This window comes from Paraburkholderia sp. CNPSo 3281 (genome assembly GCF_024206515.1).
In the GTDB taxonomy this organism is placed as follows: domain Bacteria; phylum Pseudomonadota; class Gammaproteobacteria; order Burkholderiales; family Burkholderiaceae; genus Paraburkholderia; species Paraburkholderia nodosa.
This window is the reverse complement of record NZ_JAMBPS010000009.1, coordinates 90,725-109,655: the sequence shown is the minus strand read 5'-3', so window position 1 is coordinate 109,655 and position 18,931 is coordinate 90,725. Positions and strand designations below refer to the sequence as shown.

The 18,931-nt window shown below is 62.7% G+C and carries 17 protein-coding genes and 1 pseudogene; 12 read left to right on the top strand and 6 right to left on the bottom strand.

What is annotated here, in order from left to right; all coding sequences use genetic code 11:
* Positions 1 to 17 precede the first annotated feature (17 nt).
* Complete coding sequence (locus M3I56_RS12855; RefSeq protein ID WP_254354251.1) at positions 18 to 548, bottom strand: lecithin retinol acyltransferase family protein; 531 nt, start codon at positions 546 to 548, stop codon at positions 18 to 20.
* A gap of 340 nt (positions 549 to 888) precedes the next feature.
* On the opposite strand from M3I56_RS12855, the gene M3I56_RS12850 reads away from it, so the two are divergent.
* Genes M3I56_RS12850 through M3I56_RS12840 form a run of 3 tightly spaced genes read left to right on the top strand, consistent with a single transcriptional unit; the run spans position 889 to position 3,665 of the window.
* Positions 889 to 2,283 (top strand): cytochrome ubiquinol oxidase subunit I, encoded by a 1,395-nt coding sequence (locus M3I56_RS12850; RefSeq protein WP_254354315.1) that lies wholly within the window; start codon positions 889 to 891, stop codon positions 2,281 to 2,283.
* Positions 2,284 to 2,316: 33 nt separating this feature from the next.
* Positions 2,317 to 3,300, top strand: a complete 984-nt coding sequence (locus tag M3I56_RS12845) for a cytochrome d ubiquinol oxidase subunit II (protein WP_254354250.1) — start codon at positions 2,317 to 2,319, stop codon at positions 3,298 to 3,300.
* A gap of 44 nt (positions 3,301 to 3,344) precedes the next feature.
* The gene (locus M3I56_RS12840) at positions 3,345 to 3,665 is read left to right on the top strand and encodes a DUF3331 domain-containing protein (RefSeq protein ID WP_254354249.1); all 321 of its coding nucleotides are present in this window, start codon (positions 3,345 to 3,347) and stop codon (positions 3,663 to 3,665) included.
* Positions 3,666 to 3,793: 128 nt separating this feature from the next.
* Here M3I56_RS12840 and M3I56_RS12835 read toward each other — a convergent pair whose 3' ends face one another.
* Entirely contained in the window at positions 3,794 to 5,089 is a 1,296-nt protein-coding gene (locus M3I56_RS12835; protein WP_254354248.1) for an NAD(P)/FAD-dependent oxidoreductase, read from the bottom strand.
* Between the two features lie 393 nt (positions 5,090 to 5,482).
* On the opposite strand from M3I56_RS12835, the gene M3I56_RS12830 reads away from it, so the two are divergent.
* The 8 genes and pseudogenes from M3I56_RS12830 (at position 5,483) to M3I56_RS12795 (ending at position 12,007) form a co-directional block, all read left to right on the top strand.
* Entirely contained in the window at positions 5,483 to 6,301 is an 819-nt protein-coding gene (locus M3I56_RS12830; protein WP_254354247.1) for a 3-hydroxyacyl-CoA dehydrogenase, read from the top strand.
* A 21-nt stretch (positions 6,302 to 6,322) separates the two neighbouring features.
* On the top strand, positions 6,323 to 7,300 hold the full coding sequence (locus M3I56_RS12825) for a 3-hydroxyacyl-CoA dehydrogenase NAD-binding domain-containing protein (RefSeq protein ID WP_254354246.1): 978 nt from the start codon (positions 6,323 to 6,325) through the stop codon (positions 7,298 to 7,300).
* A gap of 80 nt (positions 7,301 to 7,380) precedes the next feature.
* The gene (locus tag M3I56_RS12820; protein WP_254354245.1) at positions 7,381 to 7,716 is read left to right on the top strand and encodes an acyl-CoA dehydrogenase family protein; all 336 of its coding nucleotides are present in this window, start codon (positions 7,381 to 7,383) and stop codon (positions 7,714 to 7,716) included.
* 2 nt (positions 7,717 to 7,718) lie between these two features.
* Entirely contained in the window at positions 7,719 to 8,570 is an 852-nt protein-coding gene (locus tag M3I56_RS12815; protein ID WP_254354244.1) for an enoyl-CoA hydratase-related protein, read from the top strand.
* Positions 8,571 to 8,599: 29 nt separating this feature from the next.
* Positions 8,600 to 9,826, top strand: coding sequence for a CaiB/BaiF CoA-transferase family protein (locus M3I56_RS12810; protein WP_254354243.1), 1,227 nt, complete (start codon positions 8,600 to 8,602; stop codon positions 9,824 to 9,826).
* Between the two features lie 32 nt (positions 9,827 to 9,858).
* Positions 9,859 to 10,647, top strand: a complete 789-nt coding sequence (locus M3I56_RS12805) for an enoyl-CoA hydratase (RefSeq protein ID WP_254354242.1) — start codon at positions 9,859 to 9,861, stop codon at positions 10,645 to 10,647.
* A gap of 39 nt (positions 10,648 to 10,686) precedes the next feature.
* Positions 10,687 to 11,443, top strand: a pseudogene (locus tag M3I56_RS12800) (globin domain-containing protein).
* A 126-nt stretch (positions 11,444 to 11,569) separates the two neighbouring features.
* Positions 11,570 to 12,007 (top strand): hypothetical protein, encoded by a 438-nt coding sequence (locus M3I56_RS12795; protein WP_254354241.1) that lies wholly within the window; start codon positions 11,570 to 11,572, stop codon positions 12,005 to 12,007.
* Positions 12,008 to 12,358: 351 nt separating this feature from the next.
* Here M3I56_RS12795 and M3I56_RS12790 read toward each other — a convergent pair whose 3' ends face one another.
* From M3I56_RS12790 to M3I56_RS12775, 4 genes are all read right to left on the bottom strand, one after another.
* Positions 12,359 to 13,831: an NAD-dependent succinate-semialdehyde dehydrogenase gene (locus tag M3I56_RS12790; RefSeq protein WP_254354240.1), complete on the bottom strand. Its 1,473-nt coding sequence runs from the start codon at positions 13,829 to 13,831 to the stop codon at positions 12,359 to 12,361.
* A gap of 82 nt (positions 13,832 to 13,913) precedes the next feature.
* A complete protein-coding gene (gene hpaI / locus M3I56_RS12785; protein WP_254354239.1) occupies positions 13,914 to 14,705 on the bottom strand; it encodes a 4-hydroxy-2-oxoheptanedioate aldolase in 792 nt (263 codons plus the stop codon).
* Positions 14,680 to 16,014, bottom strand: a complete 1,335-nt coding sequence (locus tag M3I56_RS12780) for an MFS transporter (protein ID WP_254354238.1) — start codon at positions 16,012 to 16,014, stop codon at positions 14,680 to 14,682. The genes hpaI and M3I56_RS12780 overlap by 26 nt, the downstream gene beginning before the upstream one ends.
* 56 nt (positions 16,015 to 16,070) lie before the next feature.
* Positions 16,071 to 17,618 carry a UxaA family hydrolase gene (locus M3I56_RS12775; RefSeq protein WP_254354237.1) on the bottom strand — a complete coding sequence of 516 codons (1,548 nt, stop codon included), beginning with the start codon at positions 17,616 to 17,618 and terminating at the stop codon, positions 16,071 to 16,073.
* 251 nt (positions 17,619 to 17,869) lie between these two features.
* On the opposite strand from M3I56_RS12775, the gene M3I56_RS12770 reads away from it, so the two are divergent.
* A complete protein-coding gene (locus M3I56_RS12770) occupies positions 17,870 to 18,877 on the top strand; it encodes a LacI family DNA-binding transcriptional regulator (RefSeq protein ID WP_254354314.1) in 1,008 nt (335 codons plus the stop codon).
* Positions 18,878 to 18,931: the final 54 nt, after the last annotated feature.

The window sequence follows — 18,931 nt, the reverse complement described above, 5'->3', positions numbered from 1 at the left end:
AGGTTGAGTAATGGGATTCACGCTGCGTTGACCACTGCGTGACCCGTCTTGCTTCGGTTGCCGATGAAGGTGCTCACAAGACACAGCAGCGCACGAATGCCCGCGAGCGGATGTCTGAGGCATGCATGAACCTGTTCGCTGCGGCTTTCGCCGAGCAGGCACCATGTGCAGAAGTGCTCGCAGTTATTGGTCAACAAGCGATAGCGGTTTTCGCCGAGCCGCGAGCGGGCGCGCAGCACGGCTTGCGCACCCGAGTACTTCGGAAGCTGACGCGAGCGCACAGAAACGGTGTGACCATCGGCGAACTGGTCGATTGGGACTTCTTCGACAGGGCCGCGATACACGGACTTCGCGAAACCCGCGTAGTGAATGACCCTGCCGCTACCGGCATAAATGCCGTGATGTTCGTAGCCGTGGCGTTTCGTGATCAGGTGGGCACCGAGCGCGAGTTCGCCATTCGATCCGTCAAGTGCGACATCCGCAGGCGCATAAGCGTCTGCGCATCGTGCGTCTCGTTCACTGACTGATTGGTGGCGGTCGCAGTCCATGGCTCTGCTCCAGCTCCGGGGGGTGTCGGTATGCGAATCAATTTACGGTGTGCCCGGAGGAGCCGCAATTACACCTTGGGTTCACGTCAAGCCATTACAGGCATGCGCGGGTGTTGCTAACACCATCGTGCTATGGCGCCCTGCACCACCTTCGGCCTAACGTTCGCTGGCGCTCGTAGCGAACTGCATGGTGCGTCGCACGATACGGCGGCTGCGTTACACCATCGTGCAATTGAGCCGCCCACCTCCAACAGCCTAAAGTTGCTCTGCACGGGCAACGTCTCCCAACGCTGGCGTCGCTCAAATGCAGCCATTCGCACACCGCAACGGGAAGGCCATCATGCTCACCGACGTACTCCCTCTCTCGCGAGCCCAGTTCGCGATGACGACGATCTTCCACATCGTGTGGCCGATCCTCACCGTCAGTCTCTCTGCTTTCCTGCTGCTCATCGAAGCACTGTGGGTTCGTACTGGCGACGTGATGTACTACCGCCATGCGCGCTACTGGAGCAAGCTGCTCGCGCTCAACTTCGCGGTCGGCGTCGTCACCGGCATCCCACTGGAATTTCAGTTCGGCACCAACTGGTCGCGTTTTGCGCAGTACAGTGGCCAGTTCGTCGGCAACATCCTGGGTTTCGAAGGCGCGATGGCGTTCATGCTCGAAGCCGGATTCATCGGCGTAATGATGCTCGGCTGGGGACGCGTACCGCGCGGTGTCCACCTCTTTGCCACAGCGATGGTGTCGCTCGGGTCCAGCATTTCCGTATTCTGGATCGTGGTCGCCAATTCGTGGATGCAGACTCCCGCCGGTTTCGCAGTGGTCAACGGCAAGATCGTCGTCACGGACTATCTGGCGGCCATCTTCAACCCCGACATGGTATGGGGCGTCTCGCACATGTGGACGGCCGCGATCGAAACCGGCATGTTCGTGATCGCCGGCATCTCCGCGTACCACCTGTTCCGCCAACGGCATGCGGAGTTCTTTGCGCGTTCGTTCAAGATCGCACTGGCCGTGCTCGTCTTCGTTGCACCGCTTCAGGTCTGGCTGGGAGACTCGAGTGGCACCAGCGTGTTCGCCACGCAACCCGCGAAAGGCGCCGCAATCGAAGGGCACTGGCAGACCAACAAGCCCGGCACGGGCGCCGCATGGTCGCTCGTCGCGTGGCCCGATCAGCAAAAACAGCGCAACGACTGGTCAATCGAAGTACCGGGACTCCTGAGCATCCTCGGCACGCACACGCTGCACGGACGCGTTTCAGGTCTCACAGACTTCCCCCGCGCCGACCAGCCGCCGATGGTCCCGCTTCTCTACTACGCGTTCCGCGTGATGGCCGGCATCGGCTTCGCGTTCATGCTGCTCGCGTTCTGGACCGCATACGCGCTCCATAAAGCGCGCGGCAGTCTCGAGCGCCTTGTCGCGCAACGCAAGCTGCTGCTCGCATGGGTGCTGTGCATCCCGCTGCCCTACGTAGCCGTCGAGGCCGGATGGATCGTGCGCGAGGTAGGGCGCCAGCCGTGGGTTGTATATGGCCTGCTGCGAACGAGTCAAGCCGTATCGACGGTGCCCGCTTCGTCCGTAACGGCCAGCATGGCGATGTTCTTCGTTTTCGACGTCGTGTTGCTCATCACCTTCTTCCTTCTCGCGCGACGTTGGCTCAAGAACGGCCCGGATCTCACGGCCACACCGCCCGCGACCACCCTCGTCCCGCCTCAAACGGCGGCGACCGAATACTGAATTTTCATTTTCCAACTGAAGGGAGATTGTTCGATGGACAGCACTACTCACACCCTGCTTACCCTCACCTGGTTCGGCCTGATCGGCCTGATGCTGGTCTTTTACGTCGTGACGGATGGATTCGATCTCGGCGTGGGCATGCTTACGCTGCTGAGCAGAAAGCGCGAAGACCACGACGTGATGATTCAGACCATCGGTCACGTATGGGACGCGAACGAGACATGGCTGGTCGTGGTCGGCGGCGGCCTGTTCGGCGCGTTTCCCGCTGCCTACGCGATCCTGATGCAAGCGCTTTATCTGCCCGTCATGGCGATGATTGCCGGACTGATCATGCGGGGCGCAGCCATCGAATTCCGTCACAGTTCGCAGCATGGAAGGCTATGGGACGCCGTGTTCGGCGTGGGCAGCCTCGTCGCGGCCATCTCGCAGGGCATCGTACTCGGCAAGGTGATCACGGGCTTCCTGCCTGATGGCCCCAGCGCCGCGTTCATCACGGTGACAGCCATTGGGGTGGTAAGCGGCTATGCCCTGCTCGGCGCGACCTGGCTCGTGAGGAAGGCGGCGGGCCCGATCCAGCGTTGGGCGCGACGGCTGGCCGTGGTGAGCGCGCAGTTCACCGTGGCTGCCGCAATCGTCCTCACCGCCGCGACCTGCTTTGGCGGCGTAGCGGTCCATGCCCGCTGGTTCCAGCCTGGCGTGCTTGCCCCGCTTGCGGTACTTGGCGCGCTCGCGGTCCTGTCGTTCGTGTGGCTCCTCGCGTCGCTCTATCGGGGACGCGAACGCCAGCCCTTCCGGGCGGCGGTGATGCTCTTCATGGTGTCATTCGCCGGCCTTGCGATCAGCCTCTTTCCCGACTTCATCCCGGGCCGGCTGACGATCTGGCAAGCGGCGTCGGATACCCTGACCCTCGCGTTCATGTTGATCGGCATTGGCCTCGTGTTCCCCGTGATGATCGGCTACAACCTGTACCAGTACGCGGTTTTCCGCGGCAAGGTGATCGACACGACCCGCGCATGAGGGTAGGCGAATTCATCAAAACGGCTCGATTCCAGGAGCAGCCAATGAAGACGAGCGAGTACGCCGCGGTAGACGCCGCACGAGTCCAGATCGAAATTCTCGAACGGTCTGAAAACATACTCATCATTCGCTGGGTGGAGCCCGGACGATGCCATTATGGCGAGCAGCGCTGGCGTCGCCGTTGTGCGCGCGCGTCTGGCGTATGCGTCGTGTCTCGACGCGCAATCCGCCGCGGCGACGCGGTCTTTCGTCCCGCCGAACGCCCCGCCCCTTCGAACGCATCGGCGATGATCGCCGTGGAAGCGTTCGGCTATTCAGGTCGCCGCTTCGGCGCCGATTCAACGGGATCCCGGCGTTGCGTGTAACCCGGATTCGTTTCCTCATCAGCGACGCTGCGCCTTAGCGTCGCTCCCCCAGACAACTTGCAACGAAGAATAAAAAGCCGCTCAACAGAGCGGCAAATATGCAGGGCTGTTGGGGCCACGAGATCCCGTCAAGCAAGCCGGATATCCGGTTGAGCCAGCCCGTTGATCTGCTCCGCCGTCCAGAGCAGCGTTGCCCGGCGAAAACCGTGCAGCGCCTGCTGATGGCGTCGGTACAACATCGCGTGGCTCAGCTGAGCGAGTTTGCCTCGAATGAGCCCCCCGGGAAACAAGCCAAAACGCCCCAAGGTGCCAAAGGAGTCGTACTCGCTCAGTGACACGAGCGAACCGAAATCCCGGAATGCAAAGCCCGGAAGTGGCTTGTTGTAACGAATCCAATCCGGCAGATGCCGCGCCAGGTACTCCGCCTGTTGAGCGGCGACTTGCGCAGTAGGAGGCAGCGGACGCTGCGCACCTTCTGGCGTGAGTGAAGCGCAATCGCCGAGCGCGAAAATATTTTCGTCGTGTAGCGCCTGCAGCGTGCCCGATACCACGATCTGGTTCGACCGGTTGGTCTTGAGGCCCGCTAGCTGGTTCATGAAATCAGGAGCCTTCACACCTGCAGCCCATACCATCAAATCCGCTTCGGCAAGCTTCCCGTCTCCGTAACGCAGGCCGCCCGCTTCAACGGCGGAGACGCCCGTCGAGGTCATGACGCGAAAACCGATCTTCTCGAGTCGCTGCTGGCTCGCTGACGAGATCTCCGGCGGGAAGGCCGGAAGCACACGCGGCCCGGCTTCGAGAAGCGTCAAGCACAGCCTTTCTCTGATCGCGGGATCGCCATAGCCGGCCGCAAGCTCGAAAAGATGACTGAGCTCGGCAGACAACTCAACCCCGGTCGCACCGGCGCCCACAATCGCCACCCTGAGTACCTCATCCTTGACCACAGAACGAAGCGAACGCTCGCGCAACGCGACGTTGAACGCCTCTGCCTGCTGCTGGCTGTCGATTAGATGGCAATGCTCCATGACTCCAGGCACGCCAAAGTCGTTCGCATGGCTGCCTATGCACAGCAGCAGCACGTCATATGGCACGGTTCGCGGCTCAAGCATCAAGCCGCCCTCGTGCGCCTCGATCGCGGCAAGCTGGACTTCACGCCGTTGGCGGTCCAGTCCGCACATCTCACCCGGCTGATACGTGAAGCCGTGTTCACGCGCATGAGACAGATAAATGACGCGCTGCTGATTCACATCGCGCGTCCCTGCCGCAATGGTGTGCAGCATCGGTTTCCAGATATGCGTGGGGCTTCGGTCGATCAACGTGACACTAGTCTCACCCGAACGGCCCAGCCTGTCGCCGAGCCTGGTTGCAAGCAGAATCCCGGCGATTCCCCCACCTACGATAACGATACGAGTTGGCGTTTTCATGGCGAGCACTCAATGAATGAAGGACGAATTCCAATACGCTTCGCCGATGGCAATTCACAGGTCGTGCAATAGCGCCCGCGCCAATGAGATCCATCGGTACTTTCGCAATTTAGGGTATGCAGCAAACCGCTGCAATTACACCTAGGGCGCAGGATTGAACGCGCCTTTCCACTTACACCAAGGTGTCGTTACACCATCGTGCAATTGAATCGCACGCCGATGCCCCATAAAGTTGGTGTCCATGAGCATGGGTCTTCCGAAATCGACATTGCTCAAACCTGTTAAGGATGCCAAATGACTATGACTCGCACCATCTCAAGCAACGGTCCTCAGGGAACGATTGCCTCGGGACGATTGTTTCTCCTTGAATTGAGCAGCAACTCCATTCATTCGATGAATCCAGACGGCACCGACCGCAAGACGATCGTCACAGATTGTCGCCTCCCCGACGGCATCGCAGTGGATGCGAACGCCGGTCATATCTACTGGACCAACATGGGCAGCTCTCTGAGCGCCAATGACGGCTCGATCGAGCGCGCCGACCTCGACGGCAGCAACCGCGTGGTCATCGTCGCGCAAGGCGTCACGCATACGCCGAAGCAGCTCCAGCTCGACAAGGATGGCGCCAGGCTTTATTGGTGCGACCGCGAAGGCATGCGCGTGATGCGCGCCAACTGCGACGGCTCTCAAGTCGAAACGCTGGTCGAGTCCGGGCGAGGCGACAACGACCGGCGCGACCAGAACAAGTGGTGCGTCGGCGTCGCCGTCGATCGCAAGGCAGGGAAGCTCTACTGGACGCAAAAGGGTCCGGACAACGGCGACCAGGGCCGTATCTTCCGCGCGAACCTGGAGATTCCGAGTGGCGAAGATCCGGCCACCCGCTCCGACATCGAAGTGCTGTTCGACCATCTGCCGGAACCGATCGACCTCGAGTTCGACCGCGCGAACCGCGTCCTTTACTGGACGGACCGTGGCGATCCCCCGCGCGGCAACACGGTCAATCGCGCCCCGGTCGACACAGCGGCGACGCCCGAGATCGTGATCACCCACCTGCTGGAAGGCATCGGCATCACGCTCGACCTGGCCGGTAACCGAATGTTCGTCACCGATCTGGGCGGCTCGGTCTATTGCGCGCAGCTCGACGGAAGCAACCTGCGCAACTTCCTCTATGCCCAAGGCAATCTCACTGGCGTTGCCTACGCCGAAGTCTGATCCGTACATCGGAGAAATTTCATGACTGACACCAAACCCATTCGCCGCGTCGCCCTCATCGGCACGGGCGTGATCGGCGCGAGCTGGGCCGCGCTGTTTCTCGCCAAAGGATTGCATGTGGTGGCTACCGACATCGCACCGAACGCGGAAGCGTCTTTGCGAAAATTCGTGGAGTCCGCATGGTCGGCGCTCACGAGATTGGGCCTCTCGCCTGGAGCGTCGCTCACTAATCTCACGTTCACGCCCGTGCTCGAGCAAGCCCTCGTCGGCGCGGATCTGGTGCAGGAAAATGGGCCTGAGCGGATCGACTTCAAGCAAAACCTTTACGGGCGACTCGACGAGATGCTGCATTCCGACGTGATCATTGCATCCAGCTCGTCGGGGCTCACCATGAGCGAAATCCAGAAAGGTGCCGCGACACATCCCGAGCGCTGTGTCATCGCGCATCCGTTCAACCCGCCCCACTTGATCCCGCTAGTCGAGATCGTCGGCGGCGCAAAGACCTCGGAAGCGACCATCCAGCGCGTGGCGGATTTTTATACGTCGATCGGGCAGCGCACGGTGCGGGTCAACAAGGAGATGCCCGGCCACGTTGCAAACCGGCTGCAGGCCGCATTGGCGCGCGAGGTGTACTACCTCGTTGCCGAGGGCGTGGTGAGCGCCGCCGATGTGGACACGGCCCTCTCGTGGGGCCCGGGTCTGCGCTGGGGCGTAATGGGCAACATGATGCTCAACCATCTTGGCGGCGGCCCAGGCGGCATCGAGCACTTCTTCCAGCAGTTCAGCGGCCCGATGACGGCCTGGTGGAAGACCCTCGGCGCGCCAGTTTTGAGCCCCGACGTGCAAAAGAAGCTTATCGACAGTGTCCACGCCGAGACCGGGTCGCGCTCCATCGAGACGCTGGAGGCACAGCGCGATGAAGTTCTGCTCGGTCTAATCGAACTGCGCCGCAATGTTCGCAGTGCGCAGCAGATTGAATCGCTAGATTCGGCCGCGTGATCCCAGGTGCAAACGACGAATCGATCGCCCACCTAATACTTCATCTTTGGCTTTCAAGCCAGAGCAACAGGAATGGCAACATGTCGACTACAGTCGCAGAAAACAAGACTACCCCGAAGCAGCTACCGCCGCCGGACAGTGACTTCTATCACTTCGCGGAGACCTTGAGCGAAGACGAGCGAACGGTTCTCCAGCGGGTGCGCACGTTCATGGAGTCTAACGTCGCGCCGATCATCAACAAGTATTGGGTTGAAGACGCCTTTCCGTTCGAAGTGATTCCAGGGTTCAAGGAGCTGAATATCGGCGGACTCGGCATCGAAGGCTACGGCTGTGTGGGCGGGAGCCAATTGCTGTTCGGTCTCACGATGATGGAGCGGGGAGCGCCTTGCCGTCACACTACCGATAAGGAAAGCTAATCATGTCTTCAACAACCATCGCGGATTCATCTTCACCCGGAGTAGTGCTTGAGACTTCGCCAATAGAAGTCATAACGCTCGCAACCGTCCTGTACGAGAAGCGCGACGCGATCGCTTACGTGACCGTGAATCGACCCAAAGTGCTCAATGCCCTGAGCACGCAGACATGGAAGGATCTGCGACTGGCTTTCGAGGATGCACGCGAGGACGCAGCCGTACGCGGCGTCATTCTCACCGGCGCGGGCGACAAGGCGTTCATTGCCGGCGCAGACATCAGCGAGCTGGCGCACGCGAGCGCGATCGAAGCGGAGCAGTCGAGCCGCTTTGGGCAAGCCGTGCTCGACTTGATCGAGAACCTTGGCAAGCCCGTGATCGCGGCGATCAACGGCTTTGCGCTCGGCGGCGGCTGCGAAACGGCCATGGCGTGCACCCTTCGAATTGCCGCGGCGCACGCGAAGCTTGGCCAGCCCGAGGTCAAGCTCGGCTTGCTGCCCGGCGGCGGCGGCACGCAGCGGCTCCCGCGCCTCGTCGGAAAGGGCCGCGCACTCCAGCTCATTCTGTCCGCGGAGCTGATCAGCGCGCAGGAAGCCTGGCGCATCGGGCTCGTCAACGAGGTCGTTCCGGCAGCCGATCTCCTCGGACGCGCTGAAGTCATTCTGAAGACGATCGCCTCGAACGCCCCCGTCGCCGTGAAGCTATCGCTCGAAGCCGTGAACAAGGGACTAGACGCGGCCCAGAGCGAGGGCCTCGCCCTCGAAGCCTCCTACTTCGGACTGTGCGCCGGGACAGAGGATAAAAGGGAGGGCACGTCCGCCTTCCTCGAAAAACGCGCCCCTCAGTTCCTGGGACGGTGAAACAAGGGCCACGCTTCAGGAGAGATTCAATGGCAAGCGATAACATTTTTGCTGGACTCAAAGTGGTTGACTTTTCCAGCTTCATCGCGGCGCCCGGCGCCGCCGTCATCCTGTCGGACTTCGGTGCCGACGTCATCAAAGTCGAACCGCCGGGCGGCGACCCTTGGAGACACGGGCACAAGATCGCGCCACAGCCCGCGGCGGATGAACCCTATCAATGGCATCTAGCCAACCGCAACAAGCGCAGCATGACGCTCAACCTGAAGTCGCCCGGCGCCCAGCAGGTCCTCCAGCAGCTTGTCGCGTGGGCGGATGTGTTCATCGTCAATACGCCTCACCCCGCGCGCGAAAAACTCAAGCTCGAATACGACGACGTGGCGCGCTGGAATCCGCGCCTGATCTACGCGGATCTCACCGGCTTCGGCGAAAGCGGGCCGGATGCGGAAATGCCCGGCTTCGATATCACCGCGTTCTGGGCGCGTAGCGGCCTGCTCTCCATGACGCGCGATGCCGGCGCACCGCCGACCTGGCCCGTGGCCGGCAGCGGCGACAACGCAACGGCGCTCGGAATCTACGCCGCGATCGTCACCGCGCTCTACCGGCGCGAGCGCACAGGTATCGGATCTTACGTCACGACCTCCCTCCTTGCCTCAGGTGTCTGGTCGGCAAGCGTCGCGATCCAGGCCGCTTTGGCCGGCGCGAAGTTCGCTCCGCCACACGATCGCAAGCATCCCGCGAATGCAGCGCTCAACGTGTACCGCGCGGCCGACGGCACCTGGTTCGTTCTCGTCGTGACACCCGACAAGCTGGCCGCAGTCGCGAACGCAATTGGCCGCGCGGATCTGCTGACCGATGAGCGTTTCTCCGATCCGGCGCAGCTGACGGCGAATATGCAGCAGCTCACAGCCATTCTCGACGAAGTCTTCGGCGCGCAACCCATGACGCACTGGCACGACGTGTTCAGTGGCGCACACGTCACGTACGGCGCGGTGCGCGGACCGCAGGAGGTGATCGACGATCCGCAGTTGCGCGCAAACGATGTCATCGTTCCACTTGAAGGTGCTGGCGGCAAGCTGATCTCGACGATCAGCAATCCGATTCAGGTGCATGGCGTCGCTAAAGTGCCGGCGCGGCGCGCGCCCGACCTTGGTGAGCATAACGAAGCGATCCTTCGCGAGTTGGGATTCGATGTGAAGGACATTGACAGCTTGCGCGAGGCCGGCACGGTGCCGAGCGTCAAGGCGCAAGTCGCTTGACACAGGCGCGAACAGAGAGTTTGGAGCAAACCATGAGTGACATCATTACCGAATGTACTGACGACGGCGTTCTTCGTGTCGCATTCAATCGTCCCGAGAAGAAAAACGCCATGACGGGAGATATGTACTCGCGCCTCGCGGATATCCTCAACGAAGCCTCCGAAAACGACGAAGTCCGCGTTGTGCTCTGGCATGGCGTCGGCCAGTCGTTCTGCGCGGGAAACGACATCGGGGACTTCCTCAATCGTCCTCCCAGGCCGGGCGATTTTCCACAGGGCCGTCTGATGGAGGCGCTTATCGCATTCGACAAGCCGATCGTCACGGCTGTGCAAGGCGCGGCGGTCGGCAGTGGAACCACAATGCTGACTCACTGCGATTTCGTCTACGCGGGCGAGAGCGCAAAGTTTCTGATGCCATTTATCAATCTTGGGCTGGTGCCGGAATTCGGATCGAGCTTTTCGATACCCGCTCGCATGGGTCATCTCAGGGCGGCGGAGTTATTCCTGCTGGGTGAACCCTTCACTGCCCAGCGAGCGGTGGAGTTGGGCCTCGCGACTCGTGTGGTGCCCGACGGCGATCTGCTCGCGACCGCCACGGCAACGGCGCAGAAACTCGCTGCAAAACCGTGCGGCGCGTTGCTGGCTAGCAAACGGCTGATCAAGCAGGCTTCTATCGATCCGCTCAACGACGCAGTGACCGCTGAAAACCAGGAGTTCATGGTGCGGGTTGGTTCAGCAGAGGCAAAGGAAGCGCTATCGGCTTTCCTCGAGAAACGTCCGCCTGATTTCACGAAGATTCCAAAGCAACCGGTGACCAAATAGTCCTTGCCTCCAACGACCCCACTTTTGAGCGAGATTCATATGTTGAGCGACAGCCAACGCGACATCATCAAGGTCACCGTTCCGTTGCTGGAATCGGGCGGCGAAGCACTAACAAGATACTTCTACAAGCTCATGCTCGACGGGTATCCGAAAGTGCGCCCGCTGTTCGACCAGACTCACCAGGCCAGCGGCTCCCAGCAACGGGCGCTTGCCAACGCCGTCCTCACATACGCACGCAACATCGACCACCTTGAAGCGCTTGGCCCGCTTGCGCCTCGTATCGTAAGCAAGCACGTCGCGCTACAAATCCAGTCCGAGCACTACCCGATCGTGGGCACCTGTCTGCTGCGTGCCATTCGAGAGGTTACTGATCAGTGGGGGCGTCGGTATCACACCCACGCTAGCCATGGCGCAAGCGGCTTTGGACGGCAACCAGCGGGACGTCATTTTCATCCACTACGCGCGCAATGCGCTGGTGCATGCCTTCGCAGATGGACTCAAGGCGTGGCACGGCCGTTTTCCACGGCTGAAGTCTTACGTCGTCTATGAAGAGACTGAAGCACGGGGGACGCAAATTTCCGAAGGGCGGTTCCCCGACGGGCATGTTCCCGACCGAGTGGGTCGGCCGACCCTGGAGCAATTGCGAAAGTGGCTTCCGCCGGCCGACGACCTCGACGCCTACTTCCTGGGTCCAAAACCGTTCATGGCTTTCATCAAGCGGTCACTGCGCGAACTGGGCGTACCCGAGGATAGAAGCCGATACGAGTTCTTCGGCCCCGCAGAAGCGCTGAATTGAGCTTCCATACGGTCGGCCACGTCGAGCCGGCGTCGGAATCCGCTAGCCGACGCCCGGCAAAGGGCGAGCAATTTCGCGCTATGGTGCGAGTTCTGCGCTGATGAAGCGCCAAAGGATATGGTTGCCGTGAGACTCCCTCATCTGATTCGGCACGCCGTTGTTGTTACGGCCCTCGCCTCGAACGCAATTTACGCGCATGAGATTGGCGCAAGCCTGGATTGCCATGCTGGGCCGCACGAATTCATTCAACAGCTGCTTGCCAAAAAGGAAATAGATCCACGACCAATGAAAGTGTCGGCCAATTCAGTCAATGCGTATCGCCCCAGGCAGAAGCAGAGCCTGACTGCGCTCGGATTTAAAGTCCAGGCTGTATTTGGCTCCGTACCGGACGATGGGACGTTCCAGCAGACGGCCGATGGTAACGGAGCGCCGCGTCAAATCTATGGTGTCGCCGTAGTGGCAGGGGAAGACGCGGTCAGGGAGCGCCTTCGTCAAATCGGCAGCACCGCGACGGTGAAGGTCGTCATGCCGCTTGTCATCTCCGCCGTTGTTTGTGAGAAGTAGCCGGCTTTCAAACTCCCTGCGACTCGGCAGTCGCTCGAGCGTTGCAGCACATAGTGCATCTACACCTCGCGCCTGACAGGATGTATGGCGCTATTCGAGGGTTATCCTTAAAATAGGCTTCATGGTCTTCGGCTAACTACTTCGTCATGCATCGAATTGGATTCTTCCACAGGTCGCGCATTCAACGGATCGTGGATTTACGCGTAGCTGTCCGTCGCCTGGGCGGACAACATCCGCAAACCGACGTCGGCGAATGGCAAGGCGCTTCGTCGCAAGAAGCACCGCGGTCAGGTCATCGAGCCATTCGGCCGCGCGGCCGGTCTCCGCATACCGGACCGCGCGCCGTCAACTTCAGTCGAGCCCGCCCTGGCACAGATACTTGATGCTGAGATAGTCGTCGAGGCCATACTTCGAGCCTTCGCGCCCATAGCCAGACTCCTTCACGCCGCCGAAGGGCGCCGCTTCGCTGGCCACGGCGCCTTCATTGATGCCGACGATACCGACTTCCAGTTTTCGCGCCACGCGATCGATTCGGCGTACGTCGTTTGTGTAGAAGTAAGCCGCGAGACCGAAAGGCGTGTCGTTTGCGATCCTGATGACGTCATTCTCATCCGCGAAGCGGAACAGTGGCGCGACAGGACCGAACGTTTCTTCGCAGCACAGCACCATCGCGTCGGTCGCATCGGCGAGCACGGTGGGCGCGTAATAGTTCGGCCCCAGTTCGGCGAGCCGTTTGCCACCCGTGAGTACGCGTGCACCATTCGCCACGGCGTCTTCGACGTGCTTTGCGATCTTGTCGATCGCACGCTCGTTGATCATCGGGCCGATCTGCGCCTTCGGGTCCGTTGCCGGTCCCACGTGAAGCGCAGCGACACATTGCGCCAGCAGATCACCAAATCGTTCGTACACCGATTCATGCACGTAGATGCGATTGGGGCACACGCAGGTCTGCCCGCCGTTGCGGAACTTGGCCGCCATCAGGCCGTTGACGGCCGCGTCGAGGTCGGCGTCCTCGAACACGATAAACGGCGCGTTGCCGCCCAGTTCCAGCGAGAGCTTCTTGAGCGTGCCTGCCGATTCGCGCGCCAGATGCTTGCCCACTGCCGTCGAGCCCGTGAAGGTGATCTTGCGCACGCGATCGTCGGCGAGCCAGTCGGCCACAGCGGCAATGCCTTCGTCCCGCGCGGCAGAGATCATGTTGAGCACGCCGTCGGGCAAGCCCGCTTCCTGCGCGAGCGCGGCCAGCGCGAGCGCCGTAAGCGGCGTGTCCTCGGCGGGCTTCGCCACGACCGTGCAGCCGGCTGCGAGCGCCGGGGCGATCTTGCGCGCGATCATCGCGAGCGGAAAATTCCACGGCGTGATCGCGGCGACCACGCCAATCGGCTCCTTGATCGCGCTCATGCGCTTGCCGCGCTGCGTCTGCGGAATGATGTCGCCGTAGACCTTCGTCGCCTCTTCGGCGAACCACGCGACGTACGACGCACCGTATGCAACCTCGCCGCGCGCCTCCGCGAGCGGCTTGCCCTGCTCCATCGACATGAGTCGCGCCAGATCCTCGGTGTTCTCGATGATGAGCGCGTGCCAACGGTTGAGCACGTGCGCCCGCTCGCGGGGCAGCTTGTCGCGCCAGGCGGGCAAGGCGCGGCTCGCCGCGTCCGTCGCGGCGCGGGCGTCGGCGGCGCTGCTGTTGGCCACCTGCGCGAGCGTGTCCTGCGTCGCCGGATTCATCACGGCATGCCGGTTGCCTCCGGCGGCGGCGATCCACTGGCCGTCGATGAAATTATCTTGTCGAAGCAGTTCGCCTCGCGTCAACTCCAAACTCACTGCGTGCTCCTTTCTACAGGGGATATCGTGAACCGCTAGACCGTCGCGACGGGCGTGACCGGCGAACCGACCGCGCGGGGCCTTAGTCCGCTGTGCGTACGTCCGCGAAATCGCGCGCGAGCTTGCGCGCCGCGTTCGCGAACATCAGGATGTCCACGCCCGTCGCGACGAACGTGCAGCCGAGCTCCAGGTAATGACGCGCGAGCGCCGGGTCGGACGTGAGTGTGCCTGCCGCCTTGCCCGACGCGACGATCGTGCGGATCGCGCCGTCGATCGCCTGCTGCACTTCGGGATGCGTGGCCTTGCCGCGATGGCCCATCGAAGCCGCGAGATCGGCCGGCCCGATGAACACGCCGTCCACGCCGTCCACCGCGCAGATCGATTCGAGGTTGCCCAGCGCCGTCGCCGTTTCGGCTTGCACGAGCAGGCACACTTCGTCATCCGAAATATTGAGGTAATCGGTACGCAGGCTCCAGCGCGACGCGCGGCCCACGGCGCTGCCCACGCCGCGAATGCCATGCGGCGGATAGCGCACGGCAGCGACGAGCGCGCGCGCTTCGTCGGCGGTATCGACCATCGGCACGAGCAGGTTGCGCGCGCCGATATCGAGCAGACGCTTGAGCAGCGCCGGATCGCCGTTCACGGGGCGCACGACCGGCTCGCCCGGGTACGCCGCCACGGCTTGCAATTGCGCGAGGATCGTGCGCAACTCGTTGGGTGCGTGCTCGCTGTCGATGAGGAGCCAGTCAAAGCCCGCCGTCGCGCTCACTTCGGCGAGATACGGATCGGCCATGGAAAGCCAGAAGCCGACCTGCTTCCTGCGCGCGGCGAGCGCCGCCTTGAACGGATTAAGCCCTGAAGTCTGCGGGTTCATGAATGCGTGTCTCCTGTGAGGGGTCGCCGAATTGAATGGGTTCCACCTTCCCGAGGAGGAACAGATAGTTGACGATCGCAATGCCGATCAGCGCCGCCGAGAACAGCAGCGCGGCAACGAACGAGCCGGTCGCGCCGACGATGGCGCCCGTGACGATCGGGCCGACCACACCGCCGAGATTCGACACCGTGTTTTGCAGGCCCGCGATCATCGAAACCGCATTGGGCGGCGCGACGTCGCCTGGCAGCGCCCACACCTGCGAGGCCGCGACCGTAGTGCCGGACTTCGCGATGCACAGCAGCAGCACCGCCACGAGCGCCGAATGCGCGAACGCCGCGAAGCCGATGCTCGATGCCATCACGAGCCCGATCACGAGAAACAGCTTGCGCGTTGCCGTGAGCGACAGTCTGCCGCTCGCGAACACGCGATCCGAGGCCCAGCCCGCGAAAATCTCGACGACGATCGACACGAGCAGCGGCAACGAGGCCATCCACCCCATTTGCAGCACGCTCATGCCGCGCTCCTTCATCAGATACGTGGGCAGCCACGTGATGAAGAAGTACGAGTTGTAATTGATCATGAAAAAGCCGATGCACATCGCCCACACGTTGCGGTGCACAAGCAGCTTGCGCCACGGCGGACGCACGGGCGGCTGCGCGCTTTGCAAGCCTTTATCGCTTTCAATGTACGCGAGTTCCGCCGCATTCACGCGCGGATGATCGGCGGGGGAATCGGTGAAGCTCACCAGCCACGCGACGAACCACACGATGCCGAGCAGGCCCGTGAGCACGAAGGTCATCTTCCAGTCGAACGCGGCCAGCATCCACGCGATTAGCGGCAAGGCGATCGCGCCGCCCAGCTTCGAGCCGCTGTCGAAAATGCCCGCGACGGTCGCGCGTTCCTTGCGCGGAAACCAGCGCGTGGCGATACCGGCGTTGCTCGGGTACGCACCCGCCTCGCCCACGCCCAGCGCCACGCGCAAACCGACCAGCGAGCGGAAACCGCTCGCGAGGCCCGTCACCGCGGTCGCGAGCGACCACCAGAGCACCGCAAAACCCAGCACTTTCTTCTGGCCCAGGCGATCGGCGAGCAGGCCTGCGGGCAATTGCAGCAGCGCATACGACCAGAAGAACGCCGACATGACGATGCCCATCTGCATCGCGTCGAGATGAAACTCCGACTGAATTTTCGGGGCCGCCGCCGATAGCACCGTGCGATCGATATAGTTGATCGCGATCGCGGCCCACATGAGGCCCGCGACCCACCAGCGCATCTTCGAGCGGCCATGCCGTTGCGCAGATTTGAGCATCTGCTGTCTCCCTACCTGTTCTATTGATGTCGATTCAAGACGCGCATTACGCGCCTTCAGCTTACGATGCCCATGTGCCAGGGCACGAACTCGTTATCGCCGAGTCCGAGAAGCTCGCTCTTCGTGCGCTCGCCCGAAGCCGCGCGAACGATCAGATCGAAGATGTCCTGCCCCATTTCCTCGATCGTGCGTTCGCCGTCGATCACGAGACCGCAGTTGATGTCCATGTCCTCTTCGAGCCGCGTGAACATGGGCGTGTTGCTCGCGAGCTTGAGCGTCGGCGCGGGCTTCGAGCCGAACATGGAGCCGCGGCCCGTGGTGAAACAGATCAGGTTCGCGCCGCTCGCGATCTGGCCTGTCACCGCGACGGGATCGTAGCCGGGCGAATCCATGAACACGAAGCCCGCGCGATCGATCGGCTCCGCATATTCGTACACGGCTTGCAGCGGCGTCGTGCCGCCCTTCATCGCGGAACCGAGCGACTTTTCGAAGATGTTGGCGAGACCGCCCTGCTGGTTGCCCGGCCCGACCACGCCGTTGAACTGACCATTCTGGCCGCGCGTATACCGCTCCCACCACGCGAGCCGGTCGAGCAGCTTCTGGCCGACTTCGGGCGACACGGCGCGGCGTGTGAGCATGTATTCGACGCCATGAATCTCGGGCGTTTCGGAGAGGATCGCGGTGCCGCCGTGCCGCACGAGCAGGTCCATCGCCGCGCCCAGCGCGGGATTCGCGGTGATGCCCGAGAACCCGTCCGAGCCGCCGCATTCGAGACCGATCTTCAGATGGCTGACGGGCACCGGCGTGCGCACGATGTCGTTCGCAGCGGGCAGCATTGCCTGCACGGCCTGGATGCCGGCTTCGATCGTCGCGCGCGTGCCGCCCGTATCCTGCATCACCAGCGCGTGCACGGCCTTGCCCGTCTTCAATCCTTGCGAGTCGAGCAGATCGCCGACCTGGTTGCGCTCGCAACCCAGCCCGACGATAAGCACGCCGCCCAGGTTAGGATGACGCGCGTAGCCCGCGATGGTGCGGCGGAGCACGTCGAAGTGCTCGCTCGGCGAGGACATGCCGCAGCCGCTGGTTTGCGCGAACGCGACCACGCCGTCGACATTGGGATAATCGCGCAGGCGCTCGGGTGTGAAGTAGTCGGCGATATGGCGAATGACCGTGGCCGAGCAGTTGACCGACGCGATGATGCCGACGAAATTGCGCGTGGCGACGCGTCCGTCGGGCCGCACGATGCCGCTGAACGTCGCGCGCTGTTCCGGCGCGACGTAGTCGACGGCCCTCACGTCGAGACCGAAGCCCGGATCGCGGTCGAAATCGACGAGCGTGATGTTGTGCGTGTGGACGTGGTCGCCGGGCTCGATGTCCCGCGCGGCCACGCCGATCACGGTGTCGTACTTGCGGATGGGCTCGCCTGACGCAATGCGCCGCGCCGCCACCTTGTGGCCCGCCGCGACCTGCGCGCGCAGGCGAATCGCCTGACCTTCGATCGAGACTTGATGCCCGATCGTCAGCGGCTCGCGCGCGATCAGGACGTTGTCGTTCGGGTTGAGCCGGATCAACGGCCCGTGATAGGACTTGTTGGACTGGAGCATTCGCCTGTCTCCGCTGACGATCCAGAGGGTGCGCAGCGGCACCTGCTCCGGTCCCATGCGAAATGGTTGCTGGCCGCGCCGGGGAACGCGCCGCCTTTCGTTCTGGAACAAAGTTACCGGTTAATGTAACCGGTAACATAGATGCCATCGTAGTACAGATTTGGGATAATTGCCAACACCTTTTTGCAGCAGGAGCGCCCGCGCCCGTGACCAAGACCTCGACAGAATTCGCCCCGCCCGCCGCCGGCACCGTGTCACGGCGTGCCCGCAGGAACACCGGCCGGGTCACGCTCAGCGATCTGGCCAGACTGACCGGGGTCACGAAGGTCACGGTTTCACGCGCCCTCAACAATCCCGAACTCGTTTCGGTCGAAACGCTGGAACGCGTGCGCGAAGCCGTGCGGCAAACGGGCTACACGCCCGACCTGATCGCGGGCTCGCTCGCCTCGAATCGCAGCCACCTCGTCGTCGCGCTGATCCCGGCGATGGCGGGCAGCGTGTTCCAGGAAACCGTCGCCGCCCTGACCGCCGAGCTGGAAACGGCCGGCTATCAGCTGCTGCTCGGCCAGAGCGGCTACGACGAATCGCGCGAAGAGGCGCTGCTCGACGCCATCATCGGCCGCCGTCCGGCAGGCATCGTGCTCACCGGCGTGATCCACTCGGAGGCATCGCGGCAGAAACTGCGCGCGGCCGGCATTCCCGTGGTCGAAACGTGGGACATCACGCGCTCGCCGCTCGACATGCTGATCGGCTTCTCGCACACGCGCGTGGGCGAAGCGGCGGCGCGCTACCTGCGCGAGCGCGGCGCGCGGCATCCGGCCATCGTCACGCCGGGCGATCGCCGGGCGAAGCTGCGTGCCGACGCCTTCATCGAAGCCTTCGGCAGCGAGCGCGAGATTCCCGTGGCCGCCGTGCCCTCGCCCGCGCATCTCGGCGACGGCCGGCGCGCGCTCGCGCAGCTGCTCGACGAACATCCACAGATCGACGCGATCTTCTGCGGCGCCGACATCATGGCGCTCGGCGTGCTCCTGGAGGCCCATGCGCGCAGGCTCGACGTGCCGGGGCGCCTCAAGGTGATTGGCTACGGCGACCAGAATTTCGCCGCCGACACGGACCCAGCGCTCACGACCATTCGCATCGACGGCACGAAGATCGGCAAGCTGGCAGCGTCCATGCTGATCGAGAAAATCGAGACCGGCACGAGCAAGCGCGCGAAAGTCGACGTCGGTTTCACGCTGATCGAACGCGGCTCGGCCTGAGATTCATCGCGTCGCGATGACCACGCAAAAAGGCCTCGCAAACAGCGCGAGGCC